This window comes from Aureimonas sp. AU12 (assembly GCF_001463705.1).
In the GTDB taxonomy this organism is placed as follows: domain Bacteria; phylum Pseudomonadota; class Alphaproteobacteria; order Rhizobiales; family Rhizobiaceae; genus Aureimonas.
In genome coordinates, this window is the sequence record NZ_BBWH01000041.1 from 37,248 (window position 1) to 61,707 (window position 24,460).

Sequence of the window (24,460 nt, forward strand, 5' to 3'; positions counted from 1 at the left end):
CCGGGTTCCCATGGGAAGGCGGCCCCTTCGCAAAACGGGTCGCCGCAACGGCGAAGCCGACGTCTCTTTCCGGAAGGGAAGAGGGGCGAGCGGTACTCAACACCACTTCCGCTCGCCGACACAGGAATAGCCCGATTATGATGAAGGAAGCGTTTCCATCCGGCGACCGCGCGACGAGGATCCGCTTACTGGGGATCGACGAGCGACCCCAGATCACCGTTCCATTCGACGCCGTCGAGTTCGATCCGCAGATCGAGGCCCGTCAGCCCGGCCCGCTCGCGCGCGTCGCGCAACACCGATTGCGGATCGCCCTCGACCGGCGCCTCGCGCACGTCCTCGCCGTCTCCGACGGGACCGGCGATCGAGGCTTCGGCCTTGGCCTCGCCGGACTTCTCGAACAGGCGAACAAGGATGAAGCGGGTGGATTCGGCTCCGGTGCGTGGAAAATAGACGTGGGTCTCGGGGGTCATCGCGATCGTCTCCTGACGCGCGTGCCGCGCGGGTTCGACGGCGATAGATGGGTCGGACGGCGCGGATGGCGACGGCGCCCCGCTCGCTGCGTTGCACCCAATCCCGCGAGCCCGCGCGCGGAACCATGAAGCGCAAATCGCGCTTGATCGAAAGCCAACCCGCGCTGGAGACCATCATGAGCAACACCCCCGGCATCAGCCCGATCACTCCGGATATCGAGGAGATCCGCCATTCCGATCGCAACGAGCGCGATCTGCTCGGCGACGAGCAGGCGGACGATCCCGCGATGGACGACTTGAAGCCGGAGTCCGGCGAGATCGACGGCGAAGACGAGACGACGGCCCGGATCGAACGCTCGACCCTCGATCTGGCCTGAACGGGCGTGACCGACTGACCACCGCCTTGCCGATCGACGGCGAAGAACCCCATGGGATGCAGCGAGCGGCGTCGTCCAGCCCGATGCATTCCCTGCTCTGGCCTTGCTCTGGCCCTGCTCTGGCGCCGCGATGTTGGGTCGCGCCGCCGCTCTCGTCAGCGGGTGAAGAGAGCCCAGGCCGCGTCGAACAGGGTGAAGCCGGCGAGCGGTCCGAACAGCAGCATCAGGATGTTGAAGCCGACGATGCCGACGATCGTCTTTTCCTGGCGCTTCGTCAGGCGCCGCTTCGGGCGCTCGGGCTTCCAGGGCTCGGGTGGCCGCCAGTTTCGATAATCCACATACATGGCCGGCCTCCTGTCGCATCGACGACATCGATCGGTGACGATAACCGGCCTCGTCCCGGCGATAAAGGCCCGACCCGCGTCCCGGTCGGCCGCTCGTCCGGCAACCGCGGGAAAGCCGGGCCGGCGGCTCTGCGGCAAATTGACGGGTTTGCGTGAGGCAGGCTTTCCGAGGGTTCGGGAGTTCTCAGCCGAGGCGAGACGTGTACCAGGCCATTCTCTCGCTTGCGGGTGGTCACACGCGATCGACGTCGCTTTCGATGGCTTTTCAGCCGGTTCGACGATAGAATTGTAGCCACTGGCGTGTGCTGCGTGCGCCATGGGATGCCCCCTAAACCGACGGAGAACGGCGAAACCTTTTCCGAGGGACTGCAGACCCATGTCCAGACACACCCCTGCGCCGCAGCCGCGGAAGCGATCGCTCCTGCGCGCCTTCGTCGAGAATGCCGCGTTCGGCGGCATTATCCTGATGGCGGCCGCGACGCTCGCCCTCGTCGTCGCGAACTCGCCCTGGGGCACCGCCTATTTCGACACGCTCCACGCCGATGTCGGCGGCCTTTCCGTGCTGCACTGGATCAACGACGCGCTGATGGCGCTGTTCTTCCTGATGGTCGGACTTGAGATCAAGCGGGAGGTGCTGACCGGTCAGCTCGCCACTTGGCCGCAGCGCGTTCTTCCGGGGCTGGCGGCGCTCGGCGGCATGGCCGCGCCGGCGCTCGTCTACCTCGCCTTCAACGGCGGCTCGCCCGAGACGCTGCGCGGCTGGGCCATCCCTGCGGCCACCGACATCGCCTTCGCGCTCGGCGTCCTGTCGCTGCTCGGGCCGCGCGTGCCCCTGTCGCTGAAGGTGTTTCTGACGGCGCTCGCCATCATCGACGATCTCGGCGCCGTCGTCATCATCGCCCTCTTCTACACGGCCGACCTGAACGTCCCGGCGCTCGCCGGCGCCGGGCTCGTCGTTGCCGGGCTGATGGTGATGAACCGCCTCGACGTGCATCGTCTCTCGGCCTATCTCGTGCCGGGCGTCGCGCTCTGGGTCCTCGTCTTCCTGTCGGGCATCCACGCAACGCTGGCGGGCGTCGTTCTCGCGCTGACGATCCCGCTCGCCGTCGACCGGCGGACCGGCAACTCCTCGCTCATCCGTCTTGAACACGCCATCCAGCCCGCCGTCGCCTTCGTCATCGTGCCGATCTTCGGCTTCGCCAATGCCGGCGTCTCGTTTGCCGGCTTCACGCCAGCCGCATTGCTCGATCCCGTGCCGCTCGGCATCGCCGCCGGGCTCTTCCTCGGTAAGCAGGCGGGCGTGTTCGGGGTGTCGTGGATCGCGATCCGAGCGGGGCTCGCCAAGCTTCCCGAGGGCGCGACGTGGCGCCAGTTCTACGGTGTGGCGCTGCTGTGCGGCATCGGCTTCACCATGAGCCTCTTCATCGGCCTCCTCGCCTTCCCGACTTCGCCCCTTCTTCAGGACGAAGTGAAGCTCGGCGTCATCATGGGCTCCGTTCTCTCAGGCATCATGGGGGCGGCGGTCCTGGCGTCGGCCCCGGGACGGGCAAACCATGGGTCTCGCGCTTGAGGGTCGGGCCGGACCCAGCCGTACGCATTCGAAACCCGGCGCGAGGGCTCGGGTTTCGGCGTCCTGCGGCAAGGCACGGGGAACCACAGTTCGATCCGCGGTTGCGGTTCGCCGTCGGCGTGAGCTAGAGCGTCTCCAACAGGAGCGGGATCGCTTCACCGCGGGAAGCGGCCCCGAGCCCCGAAGAACCCAGCGGATCGAAGGTCGTCGACAACGCGAAGAAGAGGTCCGGGCGAGACGAGACGCGAGCCGCCCCTTGAACGGTAGAACGATGAAGCGACTGGACGTGATCGACGGGCTGCGAGGTTATTTCCTCGTCTTCATGCTGATCAACCACCTCGCATTCGACGGCGGCTATTGGCTGGTGGAGATCAACCACCGCCAGCTTGCCTTCGTCGAGGATGCGCAGGGGTTCGTCTTCCTGTCCGGCCTGCTCGTCGGTCTCGTCTATGCAGCCCGCATGGAGCGCCTCGGCTTTGCCGCCACGGCGCGCACCATCTGGCGGCGCGCGGGCGACCTCTACCGCCGGACCCTGCTGCTTCTGGCCTTCGCCATGACCATGGTCCTGCTGGTGCCCGCCGCCCAGCTGGCCTGGGTCGACTGGATCGGCGATCTCGACTGGCGCAATCCCGTCCGCATGGCCAGTGCGGCGCTGCTCCTGTTTCAGCCGACCTACATGGACATCCTGCCCCAGTACATCGTCTACATGCTGGCGGCGCCCTTCCTCGTTCGGGCCTGTCTCGCCCAGCGCTGGCCAGAGGTTCTCATCGGCTCGCTGCTCCTGTGGCTGGCGGCGCAGTTCGCGATCCAGCGTCCGGTCACGGCGGCGCTGAACACATGGCTCGCCGGCGACAGCGGCCATGGCCTTCGCGTCAACTTCAACCTCATGGCCTGGCAGGTCGTGTTCACGTTCGGCCTCGTCTTCGGCGTCCTCACGGCGACGAACCGGATCGACTGGACCCGGGTCTTTCGGTCCGACGACAGGCTCGTTCCGCTGGCCGCGCTCTCGGTCTGCCTCTTCTTCCTGCCCTTCCGTTTCGCGACCGCCCACGACTCCATGCCGATCGACATGCTCGGCCCCTTCCAGAGCTACGAGAACCGCTCTGAATTCGGCCTCGTCTACTTCCTGAACTTCGCCGCCGCTGCCTCCGGGATCGCATGGCTCCTCGTTGCGGGACCGGGCCACGCCTCGCGGCGGGTGCGCGCCTTCGCCGCCCTTCTCTCGCGCCTCTTCCGGCTGCCGTTCCTGCGACTGCTGGGCCGACATTCGCTGCAGGTCTACGTCTGGCACGTCGTCATCGTCTATCTCGTGCGCTTCGTGGATTTCGAGACGCCGAAGTTCGGCCAGCCGCTGAAGACCGCGATCGCCCTCGGATGCATCGCGCTCCTCGCCCTGCCGGCGCTCTACCGCGAACGCGCCCGCCTCTTCGGTCGCCTCGGCCCCGGAGCGCGCCAGGCTTGAGAGACAGTCGCTCGGTGTCGGCTGAGTTTCCATGCGATCGTTGCTGATAAAAAACAGAACCCAGAGATGCGATACTCTCGTGGGAGTTGCTCATTACTTCCGGATCGCGATCGGAAACCGAACTTTTCCAACACAATTCCGTTAGCAGCGCATGGTTCTCCAGTGTTGGACCGCATCACCTTCAGGCCTGCTGATCGTCAGGAGATGAACAACGTTCCTCCCAGTCGACGCTTCAAGACAGGCGGTGAGAGAGCGGCGCAAGAAGGGTACGGTCGATTTTCGATTTTCGCCGAGCAGGCGCTTGCGCGACCGATCCGATCTGATGCGGATCTTCGATCGACGGGCTTTTTATTCTTGAGTGAACGCGCCAGATTTCAGGCCGTAACTGAGCGCAGCTGGGTTCATTGATCCAGTTGCTGCCCAGTGGATCGAACGCGATCATCTCGAAGACGCCTCGCTCGACCGAGACAAGTCCGCACGGCCGATGATCGCTTCAACTTATGTCAACTCGGTTTGGCGAGGGTGGGCACGCACCACTCGCGGAACCGCCTGCCCATGATGACCGTCCTTTCCTGCATCGCGAACGACCACAATCCGTGGCTGATCGCGCTTGCGGCCCTCGTCTGCGTGGTCGGCTCATGGGTCACGGTGCGGTTGTTCCATCGGGCGGCGGACACGCAGTGGCCGGAACGAGGGGCCTGGCTGGTCCTGACCGCGCTCATCACCGGCGGATCGATCTGGTGCACCCACTTCATCGCGATCCTCGGCTACGATCCCGGCATATCCATCGGCTTCGACCCCGTCCTGACGATCGTCTCCCTGCTCGTGGCCATGGTCGGCGCAGGCATCGGCTTCCTGATCGCCTCCTCGGCGGGTCGCTCCGCGTCCCTCGCCGGGGGGGCCATCGTGGGGCTGGCGATCGTCGTGATGCATTATACGGGCATGCTCGGGTACCGCGTCGAGGGAATCGCGAGCTGGAACCTGCCCTACCTCGTGGCGTCCATCGTCATCTCCTGCAGCCTGTCCGCGGCCGCCCTCTTCGTGATCCGCCTCGCGCGCGCCCCGCGCAACGCGCGCATCGGCACGGCGCTGCTGGTGCTGGCGATCGTCGGCCTGCACTTCACGGGAATGACCGCGTTCCGCGTCGAGCCGATGGTGATCGACGGATCCTTCTCCAATCCCGCCGCCCTTCGCGCGCTGGCGCTCGCCGTCGCCGGCGTCGCCCTCGTCATCATCGGCGCGGGCTTCGCCAGCGGCATGATCGACGATCGCTCGCGGGCCAATGCGAGCGAGGCGCTCTCCAACATGTCGAACGGTCTCGTCGCCGTATCGTCCACGGGCCGCATCACGCTTTTCAATGCCCGCGTCGGCGAGATCTTCCGCCTGTCCGATCAGGACATCCGCCTCGAGATGCCGCTTGCCACGTTTCTCGCCCATATCGGCCTGCGCTTCGGGTGGGACGCCGACCGCATCCAGCGGGTCGTCAAGAACCATGCCGCATGGTTCGCGGGATCCGAGACGACGCGGCTGGAGCAGGAACTCGACGACGGACGGGTCATCGCTATCGTCTGCCGACCGCTGCGCGCGGGAGGTGCGATCCTGACCTACGAGGACGTCACGGAAGCGCGCGTAGGCCAGAAGAAGATCACCCACATGGCTTATCACGACGCCCTGACGGGCCTCGCCAACCGCCGCCTCTTCACCGACACGATCGAGGATGCGACGGGCGTCGGCGCCTTCAATCTTCTGATGATCGACCTCGACGGCTTCAAGGGCGTCAACGACAAGTTCGGGCATGCGGCGGGCGACGATCTTCTCGTTCAGGTCGCCGTGCGGCTGCGGATGGCCCTGTCGGGGGACGACCAGGCCTTTCGTCTCGGCGGCGACGAGTTCGCCGTGCTCCTGCCGATGGATCCAGACCGGGCGGTCGACCTGTCGAACCGGATCGTGGATACGATGGCGATGCCGTTCGCGATCGCAACCCATGTCGTCAGGATCGGTTGCAGCATCGGCATCGCTTCGATCCTCGCCTCCGACGATGCCTCGACGGTGCAGCGGCGCGCCGATCTCGCGCTCTACAAGGCCAAGACCAGCGGACGTGGCCGGGTCGAGGTCTATCAGGACGGCATGTTCGAGGAAGCCGCCGAGCGTCAGGCCTTCGCCGACGATCTCGCGACGGCCGTGGAGCGAGGCGAGCTCGAACTCCACTATCAGCCCCTGTATGCGCTGCCCGATCGCCATCTTGCGGGCTACGAGGCGCTGATCCGCTGGCGCCATCCCGAGCGCGGGATGATCTCGCCGGCCCAGTTCATTCCGATCGCCGAGACCAGCGGCGCGATCGACCGGATCGGTGCCTGGGTGATCGACGAGGCGCTGCGCGAAGCCGCGTCCTGGCCGAGCGGCCTCTACGTCTCCGTCAACGTCTCCCCCGTCCAGCTGCGCACGCCCGCCATCCTCGCCCATATCCACCGGGCGATGACGGACTACGGTCTGTCGCCGAAGCAGATCGAGATCGAGATCACCGAGACGGCCATGGTCGACAACGGCGGACAGATCGCGACCCTCCTGGCGGGGTTCCGGGCGCTCGGCATCCGGCTGGCGATGGACGATTTCGGAACCGGCTATTCCTCGCTCGCGCACCTGCGCGAGTTCAGGATCGATCGCATCAAGATCGATCGCAGCTTCGTCAGTGGCGGGGGTCTGGACGCCGACGAGGATGCCGGCGCCGCGGCGGTGGTGCGCGCGGTGGTCGGCATGGCGCGCGAACTGTCGATCGAGACCACGGCGGAAGGCATCGAGACCGCCGCGCAGCTCGAGCGGATCGTGGCCCTCGGCTGCGGCACCGGCCAGGGCTACTTCCTGGGGCGCCCGATGGACGCGAAGGCGGCCGGTGAGCTGGCGCATCGTGTCGCCAGACCGGCGCAGGCCCGGCGGGCCTGATCTCGCTCGCCGCCGTACGACAAGTGCGCGGTGACGGCGGTGACGGCGGTGGCGAGCGGAGGGCCGGGATGCGGCCGCCCGCTCGCGGGTCGGTGTCAAGCCGTCAGGATATCCTTCGAGGCGACGGTCGAGTCGGCGTTGAGCCGGTAGACGACGGGCACGCCGGTGGCGAGTTCCTGCGCCACGATCTCCTCGCCGGTGAGGCCGTCGAGCGCCATGATGAGGGCGCGCAGCGAGTTGCCGTGGGCAGCCACGATCACCGTGCCCCCCGCCAGCACCTTCGGCTGAATGCGGTGGATGTAGTAGGGCCAGACGCGGGCGCCCGTGTCCTTCAGCGACTCGCCGCCCGGAGGGGGCACGTCGTAGGAGCGGCGCCAGATATGGACCTGCTCCTCGCCCCACTTGGCGCGCGCGTCGTCCTTGTTGAGACCGGACAGATCGCCGTAGTCGCGCTCGTTGAGCGCCTGATCGCGGATCGTCTCCAGATCCTCCTGCCCGAGTTCGCCCTGGATCAGCGAGAGCGTGCGCTGGGCGCGCGACAGGACGCTGGTGAAGGCGATGTCGAAATGCAGGCCCGCGGCCTTCAGGCGCTGGCCGGCGGCCTTGGCCTCTTCCACGCCCTTCTCGGTCAGGTCCGGGTCGCGCCAGCCGGTGAAGAGGTTCTTGAGGTTCCATTCGCTCTGGCCGTGGCGGACGAGGACGAGGGTTCGGGACATCGCGGGGGCTCCTTGAGCGCGGGGAAGGGGTCGTTGAGAAGGGGGCGTCGAGGGGTCAGCGCGCGAGGCCGAGAACGTCGCGCATGGAATAGAGGCCGGGCGCCTGCGCGTTCGCCCAGAGCGCAGCGCGCACCGCGCCCCGCGCGAAGATCGCGCGGTCCTCGGCGCGGTGGACGAGTTCGATCCGCTCGCCCTCGCCGGCCAGCACCACGCTGTGCTCGCCGATCACCGAGCCGCCGCGAAGGGTAGCGAAGCCGATCGTGCCGGCCTCCCGCGCGCCGGTGTGGCCGTCGCGCACCCGCACCGAAGCCTCGCTCAGATCGACGCCGCGCCCGGTGGCGGCGGCCTCGCCGAGCAGCAGCGCCGTGCCGGAAGGCGCGTCGACCTTGTGGCGGTGATGCATCTCGAGAATCTCGATGTCGAAGAGGTCGGGGCCGAGTGCCCGTGCCGCCTGCTCCACGAGCACGGCCAGGAGGTTGACGCCGAGACTCATGTTGCCGGACTTGACGACCCGCGCCCCGCCCCGCGCCGCCTCGCCGATCGCCGCCTCGTTGGCGGGGCCGAGCCCGGTCGTGCCGATGACATGGACGAGCCCGCGCCGTGCGGCGAGCGCGGCGAGGGCGACGCTGAAGGCCGGCGCGGTGAAGTCGATGACCCCGTCGGCTCCGGCCAGCGCGGCGTCGAGATCCTCGGTGATGGTGATGCCGGCATGGCCGGCGCCCGCGAGCTCTCCGCAATCGCTGCCGAGCGCGATCGAGCCGGTGCGCTCCACGGCGGCCGAGACGCGAACGCCGGGAGTCTCGGCGACGACGCGAACGAGGGTGCGGCCCATGCGGCCCGCCGCCCCGACGATCACCAGCTTCATCGCGTCCATCACCGTCTCCTCAACCCTTGCCTCGGGATCGCTCCCCGGCGGATGCGCAGTCTAGCGCGCCCGGCCGCCCCCTGTCGCGGGAACCGCCGTTCGGCCGTCTCGGCTCCTAGAGCGCCGCGTCCACCCGGTCCTCGTCGCCGCTCGCCTGAAGCCCGTGGAAGCGGGCATAGAGCCCGTTCGGGCGGCGCACCAGTTCGGCATGGTTGCCGCGCTCGGCGATGCGCCCGCGATCCACCACGAGGATCTGGTCGGCCTTGACGATGGTCGAGAGGCGATGCGCCACGACGATCACGGTGCGGTCGGCCATCGCGGCGTCGAGCGCGCGCTGCACCAGCGTCTCCGAACGGGTATCGAGCGCCGAGGTCGCCTCGTCGAGGAGCAGGATCGGCGCATCGCGCAGGAGCGCGCGGGCGATCGACAGGCGCTGGCGCTGGCCGCCCGAAAGCGTGACGCCGTTCTCGCCGACGGGCGTGTCGTAGCCGAGCGGCTGGGCGAGGATGAACTCCTCGGCCTGCGCCCGGCGCGCCGCCTCCTCCACCTCGGCATCGTCGGCCTCGGGCCGGCCGAAGCGGATGTTGTCGCGGATCGAGCCCTCGAAGAGGGTGGGGTGCTGGGGCACGTAGGCGATCTGGCCGCGCAGCGAGGCCTTGGTGACGCCGCCGATCTCCTGCCCGTCGATGAGGATGCGCCCACCGGAAGCATCGTAGAAGCGCTCGATGAGGGCCACGATCGTCGACTTGCCGCTGCCCGACGCCCCGACCAGCGCCGTGGTGCGCCCGGCCTGCGCCGTGAACGAGATGCCGCGCAGCACCGGCTCGCCGGGATGATAGCCGAAGACGACGTCCTCGAACGCGACCTCGCCGCCGGTGACGATCAGCGCCGAGGCACCGGCGCGGTCGGCTTGGCGCGGCGCCTCGTCGAGGATCTCGTAGATCATCGCGGCGTTGACGAGCGCGCGCTCCATCTGCACCTGCAGCTTGGCGAGGCGCCGCGCCGGGTCGTAGGCGAGCAGTAGCGCCGTGATGAAAGCGAACATCGCGCCCGGCGAATAGCCGTAGGCGATCGAGCGGTAGCCCGACCAGGCGATGACGGCGGCGACCGCGATGCCCGCCACCGTCTCGGTGATCGGGCCGGAGCGCTCGGTGATCACGGCGATGCGGTTGGAGCGCTCCTCCGCCGACTGGATCAGCACCTCGGTGCGATCGCGCAGCAGGCGCTCCATCGTGAAGGCCTTGACCACCTGGATGCCCTGCGCCGTCTCCTGCATGGAGCCGAGCACGCGGGCATTGAGGTCGATCGACTGGCGCGTCGCCTTGCGCAGCTTCTTCGAGAGTCCCGAGATCATGATGGCGATCGGCGGGCCGGCGAGCAGCGCGATGAGCGACAGCACCCAGTCCTGCCAGATCATCGCGATGATCAGGAAGATCAGCGTCAGGAGATCGCGCGCCAGCGAGGTGATCGTCAGGTTCAGCGTGTCGCGCACGCCCGAGACGTTCTGGTTGATGCGCGCGGCGAGCTGGGCCGAACGGTTCTGGCCGAAGAAATCGACGGAGAGCTCGGTGAGATGGGCGAACAGCCGCCGCTGGTAGCGCGCCACCACGTCGTTGCCGATGCGCGCCAGGATCACGCCCTGCCCGTAGGTGGCGAGGCCCCGCACGAGAAACGACAGGAACACCGCAAACGGCAGCGTGAACAACACCGTCCGGTCGCCCTCGACGAAGATACGGTCGATGACGTCGCGCATGATCCACGCGAGGAAGGCGGTCGACAGCGCCACGAGCACGAGGCAGATGCCCGCGACCACATAGCCGCGCACATGCTCTCGCCCGTTCTCGGCGATGATGCGACGCAGCAGCCGGATCGCCTGCCCGCGCTCGCTCTTGTCGGACAGGGAAAGGCTCTTCTTCTTCGTCAACGCACGGGCCGGCTGGTTGCGGGATTGCCCGCTCTATAGCGTCTCTCGGCGGGAGCGGCTACCGCCCTCGCGCCGGCACGGACGGCGAGCCTCTCGGGCACGATGGAGCCGTTCCGTGCGAGAGCTGCGCCGGGCTTCAGCGGGTCCAGCGTCGGTTGGCGGTTTCGAGCCCGTAGAAGCGCGGGGTGCGGGCGAAGGTGGCGAGCCCGGCCAGCGCGGCCAGCGGCTGGGTGATGACGAAGAGCGGAATGTCCTGCATCAACGCGGTGTGGGGCGCCTTGTCCTCGAAGGCGGCGCGCATTTCGGCAGCCTTCAGGATGGGAATGATGCGCTGGAAGATGCCGCCGGCGATGTAGACGCCGCCGCGCGCCATGAAGACGAGGGCGAGATCGCCCGCGACGCGCCCCAGATAAACGGCGAAGAGCTGCACCGCCTCGCCGGACGCCGCGTCCCTGTTGTTGACGGCGGCCTCCGTCACCTCGGCGGGCGTCGTGTGCGTGGGAGCCGTCCCGTCGGCGGCGCAGATGGCGCGGTAGAGATTGACGAGGCCGCGACCGCAGAGGATCTGCTCGGCCGAAATGCGGCCCTCGATCGCTTCGAGATGCGGCCAGAGCGCGCGATCACGCTCGGTGCGGGGCCCAAGGTCGATGTGGCCGCCCTCGCCCGCCACCGGGATCCACATCTTGCGCGCCCGCACCAGCCCGGCGACGCCGAGCCCCGTGCCCGGCCCGACCACGACGCGGCTGGCGCCCTCCTTCACCGTGCCCCGGCCGACCTGGCTGCGGCCGGTTTCCGGCAGGGCGGAGACGGCGAGCGCCTGCGCCTCGAAATCGTTGAGGACGAGCACCTCTTCGAAGCCGAGATCGCGGATGAGAACGCGCGGGCGCACCACCCAGGGGCAGTTCGTCAGGTCGATCTCGTCGCCGTCGATCGGCCCGGCGACCGCGAGCACCGCCGATTTCGGCTGCACCGAGGTCTTGTCCAGCACCGTCGCCTGAATCGCCTCGTCGATGTTGGGATAGTCGGCGGTCTGGACGATCGGGAAGGATTTCGGCTCGGCGAAGGCATCGAGCAGGATCGCGAACCGGGCGTTCGTGCCGCCGATATCGCCGATAAGGATCGGAAATTTCAGCGCTTCGGAGCTGTCGAGCGTCGGAGTCATTGGATCACCGGATCTCATCGTTTGAATCCGCGCGACGATTAGCACCCGAGCGTGACCGGCAAAAGGCGGGAATCGAGTCCCGCCTTGATGCAGTGCAAAACAATCGCGGAGGATCGATGCCGGCCCTCAGCCGCCCGGACGGAACCGCGGCATCGGCATGCCGCCGGCTTCGGGCGCATCGGCGTCGAACCCGTCGGGCGCGCCCGCTGCCGGCGGCGGCGGAAGGCGCCGGGGCGCGGCGGCGGGGGCCGGTGTCGGCGCGCGCTCGGGCGCGGCCTCGAAGGCGGTGACCGGCACGGGCTCGCGCGCGGCGGCCGGGACGGGCGACGGAGCCGAGGCGGACACCCCGGCATCGGGCTGCTTCAACACGGCGGAGCAGGCCTTCGGCAGGCCGGACATGAAGATCGGCGGCGGCTTGCGGTAGGGCTTCGACGAGGGCTTCGGCGGCTGGAGCGCCACGTCAAACCACCAGTCGAGCTTGTCGCAGCCATCACCCGTGCCCGTCGATTCCTGCGGCTCGCAATTGGGCGAGCCCGGCTGGCAGACGATGCGGACGTGGAAGTGATAGTCGTGGCCGTACATCGGCCGCACCTTGTTGAGCCACGCCCGGTCGCGCCCGGCGGTCTTGCAGAGCTGCTCCTTGATGCCGGGATGCACGAAGATGCGCTGCACCTCGGGCTCCTCGGCGGCGGTGCGGATGAGCTTGCCCATCTCCGGGCGCCAGCGCCTGAGATCGATGTGGCGCGTCGTCTTATCGATCACCGAGGGCAGCGGCATCGTGTCGCGTTCGTCGCGCGAGAGGCGCCGGTTCGGCATCTCCGTCAGGTAGATGTCGGCGTCGAGACCAATCTGGTGCGAAGCGTGGCCGTCCTTCATCGGGCCGCCGCGCGGCTGCGCCATGTCGCCGAACAGGAGCCCGCGCCAGTTCGCCTCGGCCGCCGCGTCGCGCGACAGGCGCTGGAGGAAGGCGATCATCGTGGGATGGGCAAAGGCGCGGTGGCGCGAGGGCTTCATCACCTGCCAGGTCGGCCCGTCCTTCGGCATTTCGAGGGCGCCGGCGATGCAGCCCTTCGAATAGAAGCCGATGCTCTGGGGCTTGGCCGCCGAGGGGCCGGTCTCGGCGGAAAAGAGGTCCTTGGCCGGCGTCTGCGCCGCGGCGGGCAAGGCGCTCGCGACAGCCAGCAGCGCCGCGCCCATCACGCGCCGAACGTTCCGTCCGCTTCCTCGTGCCGATCCGCGCATGCTCAAGTTCCCTGTCGTCCCGTCCGGCACGAGAGCCGGACAGATCGGCCGAAACTAAGGCCGGCAGGTGGTTCGAAGCTGAACGCGGCGATCCGAGGATCTAAGCTCAGACCGGCCGGGCCTCGCCGGCGTCCGCCGAGGCGTAGAGCGCGTCGATCACCCGCTGGTTCAACACGGACTGCTCGAGACTGAACAGCGCCTCGCCCGAGCCCGCCACGGCGCGCGCGAAGGCCTCGATCTGCAGACGGTACTGGTCGGCGGCGCCGAAGCGAACGGTCTGCGTCGTGCCGTGGGCGCGGTCGTGGAGATGCACCGCGGCCTGCTGGTAGAGCCCGGCATTGAAGGCGCCGTCCACCTCGATGAAGCCTTCGGTGCCGTGGAAGGCCATGGTCTGGCGCGCCGCCATCTGCGTCGAGATGTAGAAGGAGAGGTGGAAGTCACCGAAATCGACGTCGCAGTCGGCGAAGATGTCGGTGCCGAAATTCGCGTCGCGCTCGATGCGCGCGCGCGCCGCGACGGCCTCGGCCCCCGTCGCCAGCCGTGTCGTCACCACCGGATAGACGCCGATATCGGGCAGCGCGCCGCCGCCGAGATCGAGCTGGTTGCGCATGTTGGCGGGATCGACGTTGTAGTAGGAGAAGGCGCCCTGCACGTGCCGCAGCCGGCCGATGCGCCCCTCAGCGATCCACTGGCGCACCGTCTCCCATTGCGGGTGGTAGCGCACCATGAAGGCTTCAGCGACCTGGACGCCGGCGGCATCCCGGGCCTCGATCAGCGGCTGGATCTCACCGGCCTTCAGCGCCAGCGGCTTCTCCACCAGCACGTGCTTGCCGGCCTTCACCGCGCGGATCGCCCATTCGACGTGCTGGGCGGTCGGCAGCGGCACGTAGACGGCGTCGACCTCGCGCGATTCGAGCAGCGCCTCGTAGGAGCCGAAGGCGTCGGGCGCGCCGAAGTGCCAGGCGAGATGCTCGGCCCGCTCGCGCTCGCGGCTGGCGATCGCCTGGAGGCGGCAGCCCTCCGCCTTCAGGATGGCCGGTATCATCTGCTCGCGGGCGATCTTCGCGCCCGACAGGATGCCCCAACGCAGCATGGCTCGTCCCTCCTTCGTCGATCCTCGGCGTCGCCGCGCGTCAGGCGCGCAGCGTTCCGCCCGTCGCCTTGGCCACCGCCGCGACGATCTTCTGCGTCGCCGCGTCGAGATCCTCGTCGGTGAGGGTGCGCTCGAGCGGATTGAGCGTCACCTCGATCGCCACCGACTTGGCGTTCTCGCCGAGCGAGGCGCCGGTAAAGACGTCGAAGACGCGGACCTCGCCGACGAGCTTGCGATCGGCGCCCTCGGCGGCGCGCACCACCTTCAAGGCGTCGACATCGGCGGGAACCACGAAGGCGAAGTCGCGGCGCACCGGCTGGAAGGGCGAGAGCGTCAGCACCGGCTTGGTGCGCGTCGGCTTGCGACGCGGCTCCGGCGCCTCGTCGAGGAAGACTTCGAAGCCGGCATAGGCGCCGGTGATGCCGAGGCTTTTCAGCGTGCGCGGATGGAACTCGCCATATTCGGCCAGCACCGTCTTCGGTCCGAGCTTGATCTTGCCCGAGCGGCCCGGATGATACCAGGCGCTGGCCGGGGCTTCGAACTGGAGACGGTCCACCGGCACGCCCGCCGCTTCCAGCGCGGCGATGGCATCGGCCTTGGCGTCGAAGACGCCGACCGGCGCGGCATGGCCCGCCCAGTCGCGCCCCGCCCCCGCATGACCGGCGGTGGCGCGGCGAACGCCCGCGGCGGCCCGGCGCTGGCCCTCGGGCTCGGGCGAGCGGTAGAGCGCGGCGACCTCGAAGAGCGCGGTGTCGCCCTGGCCGCGCTGCGCGTTGCGGTGCGCGGCGGCCAGAAGGTTCGGCAGGAGCGAGGGCCGCATGTCCGAGAGATCCGCGGCGATCGGGTTTTCGAGGCGCAGCGCCTCGGATCCGCCGCCGAAGGCGCTGGCGGCCTCTGCTGAGACGAAGGAATAGGTCACGGCCTCGGCCATGCCGCGCGCGGCGAGCGCGCGCCGCGCCGCGTGGTCGCGGATCTGCGCGGACGTCAGGATGCGCTCGCCGACGCCGGCCAGCGCCGGCAGCGGCTGGGGCTCGATGCGATCGACGCCAACGAGACGCATGACCTCCTCGACGAGATCGGCCTTGCCGTCGATGTCGGGGCGCCAGGAGGGAACCGTCACCTCGGCGCCCCCTCCTATGACCATGTCGGCGCTCTCCACCGTGAAGCCGAGGCGCGTCAGGATCCGGGCCTGGCGCTCGGGCTCGACGTCGAGGCCCGTCAGGCGCTTCACCTCCGTGAAGGGCAGGTGCAGACGCTTGGGCTCGATGGGCGTCATGCCCTCGACGGTCGCGCGCGTCGGCTCGCCGCCACAGAGTTCCAGGATCAGCGCGGTCGCGAGATCGAGGCCGGGCTCGGCGAAGGCGGGATCGACGCCGCGCTCGAAGCGGTAGCGGGCATCGGTGATGATGCCGAGCGCGCGGCCGGCGCGGGCGATCGCGATCGGCTCCCATAGCGCCGATTCCACGAGCACGTCCGTGGTGCCCTCGTCGCAGCCCGAGGCCTCGCCGCCCATGATGCCGGCGATCGACTCGACGCCGTTGTCGTCGGCGATGACGCAGGTGCCCTCGGGCAACGCGTAGGTCTTGCCGTCGAGCGCGACGATCTCCTCGCCGGCGCGCGCCCCGCGAACCACCAGAACGCCTGCCACCTTCGCGGCGTCGAAGACGTGCAGCGGACGGCCGCGGTCGAAGGTGAGGTAGTTGGTGACGTCGACGAGCGCGTTGATCGGGCGAAGGCCGATGGCGGTCAGGCGCTTCTGCATCCAGCCCGGCGACGGGCCGTTCTTCACACCCCGGATCAGGCGCAGCGCGAAGCCATGGCAGACCGCGCTCTCGATCCGAAGCGCGACGGGGCAGTCGCCCTCACCCTCGATCTCCTCGACGTCAGGGGTCTTGCAAGTGCCGAGGCCGGCGGCTGCGAGATCGCGCGCGATGCCGGCAATGCCGGTGGCGTCGGGCCGGTTCGGCGTCAGGCCGATCTCGATCACGGGATCGGCGAGATCGGCGTAATCCGCGAAGGACTGGCCGACCGGCGCATCCTCGGGCAGGTCGATGATGCCGTTATGCTCCTCGGAAAGCTCCAGCTCGCGCTCCGAGCACATCATGCCGTGGCTCTCGACGCCGCGGATCTTGCCGATGCCGAGCGTCGTGTCGAGGCCGGGCACGTAGGTGCCGGGCAGGCCGAGGACGCCGATGAGCCCGGCGCGCGCGTTGGGCGCGCCGCAGACGACCTGCAACGGCTTCCCCCCGTTGACGGCGGGGCCGGCATCGACGCTCAGCACCTGCAGCTTGTCGGCGTCGGGATGGCGCGTGGCGGTGAGGACGCGCGCGATCGTGAAGGCGCGAAGGCTCGCCTTGTCGTCGATCGCCTCGACTTCGAGGCCGAGCGAGGTCAGGCGCTCCGCGATCTCCTCGAGCGGGGCGTCGGTGTCGAGATGGTCCTTGAGCCAGGACAGGGTGAATTTCATGACGGGCCTGGGGATTTTTAAGAGCGGCCGGGGCCGCGAAACGGCGAAAGGTCAGGTGATCAGGTGCGGTCCGCGACGTCGGCGGCGGCGCGGCGTACGAGGCCGCTCGCATGGACGAAGCGATAGACCGAGAGCGCGGCGAGCGCGAAGACGAGGCTGAGGAGAAGCAGGTTGCCGAGGCCGATCGCCGTGTCGAAGGCGAACTTGACGATGACCGTCGGCAGGAGGATGCCCACCGCCAGCGAGGCCAGCGTCGCCGGGGTGCCCGGGAGGTAAGCGTAGAGCGCGGCGAAGATCGCGACCGTCACGAGCGACAGGATGTAGGTGCCCGGCACGGCGGCGACGGTGGCGAAGGCCAGCGACAGGAAGAGCCAGCCGAACAGCGCCATGACGAGCGTGCCCATCACCGCGCCGGCGACGACGGCGATGATCTCGACGATCGCGAAGCGGGCCTTGTCAGCGGTTCCGCCGGCCATGGGCGTGGTCTCCTCGTGAGGGGCATGTCGGGGCTGTGATGCCCGGCTTGGGCGCGCGCGTCAAACCGCGGGGCCTGAGAGATCCACCATGAAGCCGCGGCGCACGAGATCGGCGGATCCCTCGATGCGGATCGAGCCGGGATAGGCGAGCGAGAGGTCCTCGCCGAAATCGGCCCGCTCGGTGATCCGTCGATAGAACATCGATCCGCCGAAATGGCCGCCCTCCGCCACGAAGGTGCGGAACTCGGTGAGCGAGGCCGCCGAGAACTTGAAGTGCAGCAGCACGGCGGCGGGGGCGGAGAAGTTGCGCGTCACCGGCAGCGGCCCGTGGATCGAGCCGCCGCGATAGGCGGTGGCGCGGTCGGCGAAGATGAGGGGAAACTTCGACAGGCGGTTCTCGCCGCCGAAGATCCGGGTGCGCGGGCCGCCGCGGATCGCCAGCGAGAATTTCTCGCGCGCCACATGATAGCCGTCGCCGTCGATCATCGGCGAGACCTCCGCGGGATGGCGATGGCGCGCCGGGTCGAAGGCGGCGTCGGCAAGGCGCCCCTGCGGGTAGAGGTCGAGCATCGGGGCCAGCGCGCGGGTCAGCCCGGCGCGCGCGAGATCGGCGACGAAGGCCGGGAGCTTGCGGGTTTCGGAGCCGGGATAGACGAGGAACTCGTCGGCATCCACCGAGACGTACCAGCGTCCGCGCCCGTAGCGCTCGATCAGCGCGTCGCGCCAGGCGAGGCCACCCGCCGCCTCGCGGTAGGTCTGGTCGGAGGCGAAGCGGTCGACGTCATCAGCAGCGTCGAGGATCTCGCGCGTGCCGTCGTCGGAGCGGTCGTCGACGATCGCGAAGCGGGCGACGCCGAGCCCGCGATAATGGTCGAGAAAGGCGCCGATATAGGCGCGCGCGTTGCGAACGACGCAGATCAGCACGAGGGCGTCGGGCGCCACCGGCGCGGGCGTCCCGGCCACCGGCGTCAGCACGGCCTCGGCGATGCGCCGTCCGCGCCGGCGGTATCGCCCGTCGCGAAGACGCAGCGCCAGCTGCTCCGTCCAGCCGGCGCGAAGGATCGGCCCCCAGGCCGACGGGTCGGGCTGGGGATAGGGAGCGGCGCCCGGCATCGCGCCGCTACTGGCTGAGGCCGCCGAACAGCGTCGGCATGTCGAGCGGGCGGAAGCCGTAATGCTCGATCCAGCGGATGTCGGCGTCGAAGAAGGCGCGCAAGTCGGGCATGCCGTATTTCAGCATGGCAATGCGGTCGATGCCCATGCCCCAGGCGAAGCCTTGGTAAACGTCGGGATCGAGCCCGACGCCGCGCAGCACGTTGGGGTGCACCATGCCGCAGCCGAGGATCTCCATCCAGTCCGTCCCCTCGCCGAAGCGCACCTCGGAGCCGGAGCGGTCGCACTGGATGTCGACTTCCATCGAGGGCTCGGTGAAGGGGAAGAAGGACGGGCGGAAGCGCATGTTCAGCGAGGGCACCTCGAAGAACGCCTTGCAGAACTCGGTCAGCACCCACTTCATGTTGGCGATGTTGGCGGACGTGTCGATGACCAGCCCTTCCACCTGATGGAACATCGGCGTGTGGGTGGCGTCGGAATCCTGCCGGTAGGTCTTGCCGGGAATGACGATGCGGATCGGCGGCTTCTGCGTCTCCATCGTGCGGATCTGCACCGGCGAGGTGTGGGTGCGCAGCAGCTTGCGCTCGCCGTTGGCGTCGGGCTTGAGGAAGAACGTGTCGTGCATCTCGCGCGCCGGATGCCCGTCGGGGAAGTTCAGCGCCGTGAAATTGTAGCGGTCGGTCTCGATGTCCGGCCCTTCCGCGATGCGGAAGCCCATGTCGGCGAAGATCGCGGTGATCTCGTCGATGACCTGGCTGATCGGGTGGATGCGCCCGCGCGACACCGGCGAGGCGCGCACCGGCAGCGTCACGTCGAGACGCTCGGCGGCCAGACGCGCGTCGATGGCGGCCTCGGTCAACGCGTCGCGCTTGGCGGTGAGCGCGCCCTGCACCCGGTCACGCAGGCCGTTGAGGGCGGGGCCAGCGTCGCGGCGCTCCTCCGGGCTCATCTTGCCGAGGCCCTTCAGACGCTCGGAGATCTCGCCCTTCTTGCCGAGCGCGGCCAGACGCACGGTCTCGAGCGCGGCCTCGTCGCCGGCCGCATCGATGTCGCGGAGGAAACGGGTCTCGATGTCGGCGAGATCGCTCATCGGATCACCCTCAGGCTTGGAGTCCAGAAAACGGCGGCGGCGCCCGGCTTCGGGCCGGTCCGCCGGACAGGCGGCCTGTCTATCGCGGCGCGCCGCCGATGGAAAGACGGGTGGCTCCGCCAACGGAAAAGGCCCGCTCCCCGGATCAGGGAGCGGGCCTTCGGTCTCTCGAACCCGAGACAGGTCCGCGAAATGTCGCTGGCGAACTTAAGCCGCGATCTTCTCGCCGACGGCGCGCGCATGCGCGGTCTCGCTGTGGTCCTTGATGTAGCCCAGCGCGGACTTGGCCTGCTCGACGAGGGCGGCAAAGGCCTCCGGCTCGTGGATGGCGATGTCCGACATGACCTTGCGGTCGACTTCGATCCCGGCCTTGGACAGGCCGTCGATGAAGCGCGCGTAGGTCAGGCCGTGCTGGCGCACGCCGGCGTTGATGCGCTGGATCCAGAGGGCGCGGAAGTTCCGCTTCTTGACGCGGCGATCGCGCGTGGCGAACTGCTTGGACCGATCGACGGCGGCCTTGGCGGCGCGGATCGTGTTCTTGCGGCGGCCGTAGAAACCCTTGGCGGCCTTCAGAACCTTCTTATGCTTGGCGTGGGACGTTACGCCCCGTTTGACACGTGCCATGGTAGTCGCTCCTTAAAAATCTCGAGACCGAACCGCTCAGCGGTTGTAGGGCATGTAGACCTTGACGATCTTCGCATCGGCGTCGGACAGGATCATCGATCCCCGCGCGTTCCGGATGAAGTCGTTGGAGCGCTTGATCATGCCGTGGCGCTTGCCTGCCGCTCCCGCCTTGACCTTGCCGGAGGCGGTCATGCGGAAGCGCTTCTTGGCGCTGGCTTTCGTCTTCATCTTGGGCATTTTGCTCTCCTAGGATTTAGGATCGCGAGCGGCCACGGTTCGATCCCGCGAGGGACCGGGTCGGGCACCCCTCGAACGGCTCGAGGGTCGCGACAGCATTAGAACCGGCACGGCATGCCCTGCCGGCCGGTTCACATGAACGAGGGCTCCATAGCCGACGATCACCGACGATGCAACTCCGTGCCGGCGCATCGGCCGATCCCCTCGCCACTCCCCGGCACAGCCGAGACGGGGAGTGGCGAGGGGATCGGCGACAACCGGTCGCGCGACCGGACGTGTATCCCGGAAGGCTCACAACCGCTGCAAACGCTGCGATGGCGCATTGCGCGGGAGTCTCATTCATGGGACGTTCAGATCCTTCAAGCGATATCATCCAATCTATGGTTGTCCATCATTTCCCCGGCTCGGTGAGTACGCTCGGGCTTCGCATCCGCGAAGCCGCGATCGATTCCCGGATGTGGCAGGGCGTGGTACGCGACCTGGCGGGCCGCTTCCCCGGCGCGGAATGCGAGATTGTCTTCATCCTGCGCGGCGGGCGCACGGTCGCCGTTGGTCTGGCCGGAACGGGCGACCGCCTGGCCAGGGCCGATGCCGGCGCAGGCCTGACCAACCGCCTCGCCCTGATGACGGAGCCCGGCGAAGCCGAGTGGCTGCAGCCCGACCTGACCGCGCCGCAGCCGGAGCAGGGCGCCACCCTGACGCTGAAGGAACTCGGGATCGGAGATTGGCGTCTTCGGCTGCGCATGGTGCTGCAGGCGAGCGAGCGGACGGTCGACGAAGGGATGGGCGTCCTTCTCAACCGGCTGGCCCCGGTCCTGCGGGATGCGTTCAAGATGTGTCTCGATCTCGAATCGTCCCGGCTTCCCTCCCATGCCCTGCTCGAACGGGTCCTCGATCCCGTGCCCTACGGCGTCCTCCTGCTGACCCCGGCGCTGCGGCCCCATTTCGCCAATGTCGCGGGCGAACACGCGCTGGCCTTCCGGTCGCTGTTCCGGCCGATGGGCCGCGGCGGCTCGCTGCGCGCCGCCTCGAACGCAGTGCAGGACGATCTCGAGCGTCTGGCCGGTGGCGTCCTCGACGGCACGCTGGATCGGGCGCGCCTCGACGTGCCGATGCCCGGCCGGACGCCGCCGATGCAGTTGCGCTTTTCGCGCGTGGGCGCCGGCGCGCTGGACTGGCCGACGCGCAACCGGGCCGGGACCGCCTGCGAGCATGTGGTGATGACGATCCGTCCGAACGACGAGACGACCCGGCGCGACGCTCGCCCGGTCTCGCTGCCGGCGTCGATCCTCGACGATCTGGCGGCGCAGGGCTGATGGATCGGCGCTCGCGCATTGTGTGACGGCCGAGCCCTGCCGAGACCTGCATGCTCGACGCCCGCGCCGGATCTCATTTCAAAGGCGACGCGTTGCCGGTCGCCGTCCAGCGGGATCGACGAAGCGTAAACGAAAGAGGGCGGCTCGATGCCGCCCTCTTTCTATTCTCGCAATGGTTCGGCCGGCAGGTGCCGACCCCGATGGCTCAGCCCTTGGGGGCGAGCACCATCATCATCTGACGACCCTCGAGCTTGGGCTCGGCCTCGACCTTCGAGATCTCCGCCGTTTCCTCGCGGACGCGGTTGAGAAGACGCATGCCGAGTTCCTGGTGCGCCATCTCGCGTCCCCGGAAGCGCAGCGTCAGCTTGACCTTGTCGCCCTCTTCGAAGAAGCGCCGAACGGCCTTCATCTTGGTCTCGTAGTCGTGGTCGTCGATGTTGGGACGCATCTTGATCTCTTTGACCTCGATGATCTTCTGGCGACGACGCGCTTCCGCGGCTTTCTTCTGGCCTTCGTATTTCAGCTTGCCGAGATCAAGGATCTTGCAGACCGGCGGGTTCGCGGTCGGCACGATCTCGACGAGGTCGAGCCCCGCCTCCTCGGCCATCGCGAGAGCCTCGGCGGTGTTGGTCACACCCCGGTTCTGGCCTTCCGCATCGATGAGCTGAATTTGCGGAACCCGGATGTCCCGGTTGGAGCGCGGCCCCTCCTTCTGGGCCGGCGGCGCGCGAAATGGTCTGCGAATGGTCGTTGACTCCGACTGTTGACGTTCGTGCTGTCCGCGTCGGAAAAGGGGCTCCCGACGTGTCGGGGTTGGCCGACATCCGCCGTGATCCGCCCTGTCGCACGAACACGTGACGTGTATATAGCATGGCACCCACCGGATTTCACGCCGCTCACGCCAGAAAAATCGAAAGGCCCGTTCGTCTCGGTACGCGCGGGACGGGTTTCCCCGCGATGACACAGCCGACCGCCAGCTTTCTCGAGCCCACCGCCGAAGGCGAACGCCTCGCCTATCTCGCGGTTGCGGGCGAAGCTCCCACCGTGGTCTGGCTCGGCGGCTTTCGCTCCGACATGCGCGGCACGAAGGCGGAACGGCTCGAGGCGGCGGCGCGGCGCGAGGGCCACGCCTTCCTGCGCTTCGACTATTCCGGCCACGGAGAATCGGGCGGACGGTTCGAGGAGGGCACCCTTTCGCGCTGGACCGCCGATGCGCTGCGCGCGATCGACGCGCTGGCACCCGGCCCGCTCGTTCTCGTCGGCTCCTCGATGGGCGGCTGGATCGCCCTGCTCACCGCGCGAATCCTGCGCGAGCGCGGCGAGGCGGGGCGCCTGCGCGGCCTGCTGCTGCTGGCTCCCGCACCCGACTTCACCAGCCGGCTGGTGGAACCCGGCCTGACAGCGGCCGACCGGGAGGCGCTCGCGCGCGACGGCTTCGTGGCGCGCCCCTCCGAGTATTCGTCCGAGCCGACGCTCTATACGCGTGCGCTCATCGAGGATGGAGCGGCGATGGCGGTGATGGATCGCCCGATCGAGACGGGCTGCTGCGTCCACATCATCCAGGGCATGGACGATCCCGACGTGCCCCACACGCACGCGCTCGAGCTCCTGTCCCACCTGCCGGCCGACGGCGTCACGCTGACGCTGGTGCAGGGCGGCGATCATCGCTTGTCGCGCGAGGAGGATCTCCTGCGCATGGAGCGGGCGCTCGCCGATCTCGTGACATCGGCGCGCGAGACGCCCTGACCGGCGCAGCCGATTCGTGACGACGCTGTGACGTTTGCGTCACAACCTTGCGAACCCCCCCGAAAAAACCTCGATCGCCTCGCAATTCCAGCGCTTGCGCTCTGGACGATAGCGCCAACGCGCCCATTTCGTCGCCGCTATCCGCCGTCAGGCTGACCCGAAGTCGACGCTGCACCGCACACCCCGCCCTTTCCGCCGATTGACAGCTTTTCGCGCTGCACCCACGATGCGGGTCTGGGTGGAGGACGGTTCACTCAACTGACGGAGATCGCAATGTTTTTTCGGCGCTTGTTCGGCGCAGCGCTCCTGCTTTGCCTTTTTTCCGGATCGCCGATCGCGGCCCGCGCCAGCCCGCTCGGCACCATGCCGATCGGGGCCACCACAAGGCAGCCCTTCGGACATTACGCCCTGTGCCGGCGCAGCCCGGCCGAGTGCCGGACAACCACGAAGGAGGCCGCGCCGCCGGTTCTCCTCGACATTGCCCTCATGCAACTCGTCTCCCGCGTCAACAAGCAGATCAACGCCGAGATCCAGCCGGCGTCGGATCAGGAACTCTACGGTGTCGAGGAGCGATGGACCCTCCCGGCGAGCGGTCGCGGCGACTGCGAGGACTACGCGCTGCTGAAGCGCGAGCGGCTTCACGCGGCGGGCATCCCGCTCTCCGACCTGCTTCTCACCGTGGTGCGCAAGCGCGACGGAACCGGCCACGCCATCCTGACCCTGCGCACCCGGTCCGGCGATTTCGTGCTGGACAATCTCGACGCACGGGTGCGCCCCTGGGCCGACGTGCCCTATCGCTTCGTGAAGCGCCAGTCGAACGAGGATCCGGCGCGCTGGGTCGAGATCGAGAAGGGTGCCGACACGATGGTCAGTGCCATGTCGCGCTGACGGGCTCAGGTGGCTGTCGGTCAGCGTCCGTCGTCCTCGTCGCCCGGAGACTGCGCGTCGTCGGCGGACCCGGCAATGACGTAGGAGCCCGAAAGCCAGCGATTGAGATCCACCGCCTTGCAACGCTGCGAGCAGAAGGGAAAGCTTCCGCGATCCGACGGCTTGCTGCATTCGGGGCAGCGACGCTTGGGGCGCAGCGGGGTGACGGAGGCGCTCACCGAAACGGCTCAGGCGAGCGGGACGGCGCCGATCGGCGGGGCGACGAAGCCCTCGCCCGCGAGCAGCGCCAGCGTTTCGTAGAGCGGCAGCCCGACGACGTTGGAATAGGATCCGACGAG

Annotated in this window: 24 protein-coding genes; 8 read left to right on the top strand and 16 right to left on the bottom strand. The window is 68.6% G+C overall.

Going from position 1 to position 24,460, the window contains the following annotated elements; all coding sequences use genetic code 11:
- Positions 1-185: 185 nt before the first annotated feature.
- Positions 186-470 (bottom strand): hypothetical protein, encoded by a 285-nt coding sequence (locus AUL33_RS16560; protein ID WP_062210681.1) that lies wholly within the window; start codon positions 468-470, stop codon positions 186-188.
- Between the two features lie 65 nt (positions 471-535).
- On the opposite strand from AUL33_RS16560, the gene AUL33_RS16565 reads away from it, so the two are divergent.
- Positions 536-847, top strand: a complete 312-nt coding sequence (locus AUL33_RS16565; protein WP_062210684.1) for a hypothetical protein — start codon at positions 536-538, stop codon at positions 845-847.
- 155 nt (positions 848-1,002) lie between these two features.
- On the opposite strand, the gene AUL33_RS16570 is transcribed toward AUL33_RS16565, so the two are convergent.
- The gene (locus AUL33_RS16570; RefSeq protein WP_062210687.1) at positions 1,003-1,191 is read right to left on the bottom strand and encodes a hypothetical protein; all 189 of its coding nucleotides are present in this window, start codon (positions 1,189-1,191) and stop codon (positions 1,003-1,005) included.
- Positions 1,192-1,567: 376 nt separating this feature from the next.
- Here AUL33_RS16570 and nhaA point away from each other — a divergent pair, with 376 nt between their 5' ends.
- The 3 genes from nhaA to AUL33_RS16585 all read left to right on the top strand — a co-directional run bounded on the left by nhaA (position 1,568) and on the right by AUL33_RS16585 (position 7,163).
- The gene (gene nhaA, locus AUL33_RS16575) at positions 1,568-2,761 is read left to right on the top strand and encodes a Na+/H+ antiporter NhaA (RefSeq protein ID WP_062210690.1); all 1,194 of its coding nucleotides are present in this window, start codon (positions 1,568-1,570) and stop codon (positions 2,759-2,761) included.
- A 271-nt stretch (positions 2,762-3,032) separates the two neighbouring features.
- Positions 3,033-4,223 carry an OpgC family protein gene (locus tag AUL33_RS16580; RefSeq protein ID WP_062210693.1) on the top strand — a complete coding sequence of 397 codons (1,191 nt, stop codon included), beginning with the start codon at positions 3,033-3,035 and terminating at the stop codon, positions 4,221-4,223.
- A 555-nt stretch (positions 4,224-4,778) separates the two neighbouring features.
- Complete coding sequence (locus AUL33_RS16585; RefSeq protein ID WP_062210696.1) at positions 4,779-7,163, top strand: EAL domain-containing protein; 2,385 nt, start codon at positions 4,779-4,781, stop codon at positions 7,161-7,163.
- Positions 7,164-7,258: 95 nt separating this feature from the next.
- Here AUL33_RS16585 and AUL33_RS16590 read toward each other — a convergent pair whose 3' ends face one another.
- The 12 genes from AUL33_RS16590 to rpmI form a co-directional block, all read right to left on the bottom strand.
- Complete coding sequence (locus tag AUL33_RS16590; protein WP_062210699.1) at positions 7,259-7,879, bottom strand: 2,3-bisphosphoglycerate-dependent phosphoglycerate mutase; 621 nt, start codon at positions 7,877-7,879, stop codon at positions 7,259-7,261.
- A 55-nt stretch (positions 7,880-7,934) separates the two neighbouring features.
- Entirely contained in the window at positions 7,935-8,753 is an 819-nt protein-coding gene (dapB, locus tag AUL33_RS16595; RefSeq protein WP_062210702.1) for a 4-hydroxy-tetrahydrodipicolinate reductase, read from the bottom strand.
- A gap of 106 nt (positions 8,754-8,859) precedes the next feature.
- Entirely contained in the window at positions 8,860-10,668 is a 1,809-nt protein-coding gene (locus AUL33_RS16600; RefSeq protein ID WP_156419452.1) for an ABC transporter ATP-binding protein, read from the bottom strand.
- Positions 10,669-10,804: 136 nt separating this feature from the next.
- Positions 10,805-11,830: a glucokinase gene (locus tag AUL33_RS16605; protein ID WP_062210706.1), complete on the bottom strand. Its 1,026-nt coding sequence runs from the start codon at positions 11,828-11,830 to the stop codon at positions 10,805-10,807.
- A gap of 126 nt (positions 11,831-11,956) precedes the next feature.
- Positions 11,957-13,027 (bottom strand): penicillin-insensitive murein endopeptidase, encoded by a 1,071-nt coding sequence (gene mepA, locus AUL33_RS16610; RefSeq protein WP_156419453.1) that lies wholly within the window; start codon positions 13,025-13,027, stop codon positions 11,957-11,959.
- A gap of 151 nt (positions 13,028-13,178) precedes the next feature.
- A complete protein-coding gene (locus AUL33_RS16615; protein ID WP_062210712.1) occupies positions 13,179-14,165 on the bottom strand; it encodes a Gfo/Idh/MocA family protein in 987 nt (328 codons plus the stop codon).
- A 40-nt stretch (positions 14,166-14,205) separates the two neighbouring features.
- Positions 14,206-16,632 carry a phenylalanine--tRNA ligase subunit beta gene (pheT, locus tag AUL33_RS16620; protein WP_062210715.1) on the bottom strand — a complete coding sequence of 809 codons (2,427 nt, stop codon included), beginning with the start codon at positions 16,630-16,632 and terminating at the stop codon, positions 14,206-14,208.
- A gap of 59 nt (positions 16,633-16,691) precedes the next feature.
- A complete protein-coding gene (locus tag AUL33_RS16625) occupies positions 16,692-17,108 on the bottom strand; it encodes a hypothetical protein (RefSeq protein WP_062210717.1) in 417 nt (138 codons plus the stop codon).
- A gap of 60 nt (positions 17,109-17,168) precedes the next feature.
- Positions 17,169-18,221: a glycosyltransferase family 2 protein gene (locus AUL33_RS16630; protein ID WP_082652678.1), complete on the bottom strand. Its 1,053-nt coding sequence runs from the start codon at positions 18,219-18,221 to the stop codon at positions 17,169-17,171.
- A 7-nt stretch (positions 18,222-18,228) separates the two neighbouring features.
- On the bottom strand, positions 18,229-19,311 hold the full coding sequence (gene pheS / locus AUL33_RS16635) for a phenylalanine--tRNA ligase subunit alpha (RefSeq protein WP_062210720.1): 1,083 nt from the start codon (positions 19,309-19,311) through the stop codon (positions 18,229-18,231).
- Positions 19,312-19,518: 207 nt separating this feature from the next.
- Positions 19,519-19,935 carry a 50S ribosomal protein L20 gene (gene rplT, locus AUL33_RS16640; protein WP_062210722.1) on the bottom strand — a complete coding sequence of 139 codons (417 nt, stop codon included), beginning with the start codon at positions 19,933-19,935 and terminating at the stop codon, positions 19,519-19,521.
- Positions 19,936-19,971: 36 nt separating this feature from the next.
- Positions 19,972-20,172, bottom strand: coding sequence for a 50S ribosomal protein L35 (gene rpmI, locus AUL33_RS16645; protein ID WP_062210724.1), 201 nt, complete (start codon positions 20,170-20,172; stop codon positions 19,972-19,974).
- A gap of 380 nt (positions 20,173-20,552) precedes the next feature.
- Between rpmI and AUL33_RS16650 the strand changes: the two genes are divergently transcribed.
- Together AUL33_RS16650 and AUL33_RS22270 are read left to right on the top strand one after the other, a co-directional pair.
- A complete protein-coding gene (locus tag AUL33_RS16650) occupies positions 20,553-21,488 on the top strand; it encodes a hypothetical protein (RefSeq protein WP_062210727.1) in 936 nt (311 codons plus the stop codon).
- 50 nt (positions 21,489-21,538) lie between these two features.
- The gene (locus AUL33_RS22270; protein WP_156419454.1) at positions 21,539-21,727 is read left to right on the top strand and encodes a hypothetical protein; all 189 of its coding nucleotides are present in this window, start codon (positions 21,539-21,541) and stop codon (positions 21,725-21,727) included.
- On the opposite strand, the gene infC is transcribed toward AUL33_RS22270, so the two are convergent.
- Positions 21,694-22,233, bottom strand: a complete 540-nt coding sequence (infC, locus tag AUL33_RS16655) for a translation initiation factor IF-3 (protein WP_062210751.1) — start codon at positions 22,231-22,233, stop codon at positions 21,694-21,696. The genes AUL33_RS22270 and infC overlap by 34 nt on opposite strands.
- 212 nt (positions 22,234-22,445) lie before the next feature.
- Between infC and AUL33_RS16660 the strand changes: the two genes are divergently transcribed.
- On the top strand, positions 22,446-23,234 hold the full coding sequence (locus tag AUL33_RS16660) for an alpha/beta fold hydrolase (RefSeq protein WP_062210730.1): 789 nt from the start codon (positions 22,446-22,448) through the stop codon (positions 23,232-23,234).
- Between the two features lie 273 nt (positions 23,235-23,507).
- Positions 23,508-24,122 (top strand): transglutaminase-like cysteine peptidase, encoded by a 615-nt coding sequence (locus AUL33_RS16665; RefSeq protein ID WP_062210734.1) that lies wholly within the window; start codon positions 23,508-23,510, stop codon positions 24,120-24,122.
- A gap of 20 nt (positions 24,123-24,142) precedes the next feature.
- Here the strand turns inward: AUL33_RS16665 and yacG are convergent, their stop codons facing one another.
- Positions 24,143-24,340 (bottom strand): DNA gyrase inhibitor YacG, encoded by a 198-nt coding sequence (gene yacG, locus AUL33_RS16670; protein ID WP_062210735.1) that lies wholly within the window; start codon positions 24,338-24,340, stop codon positions 24,143-24,145.
- Positions 24,341-24,460: the final 120 nt, after the last annotated feature.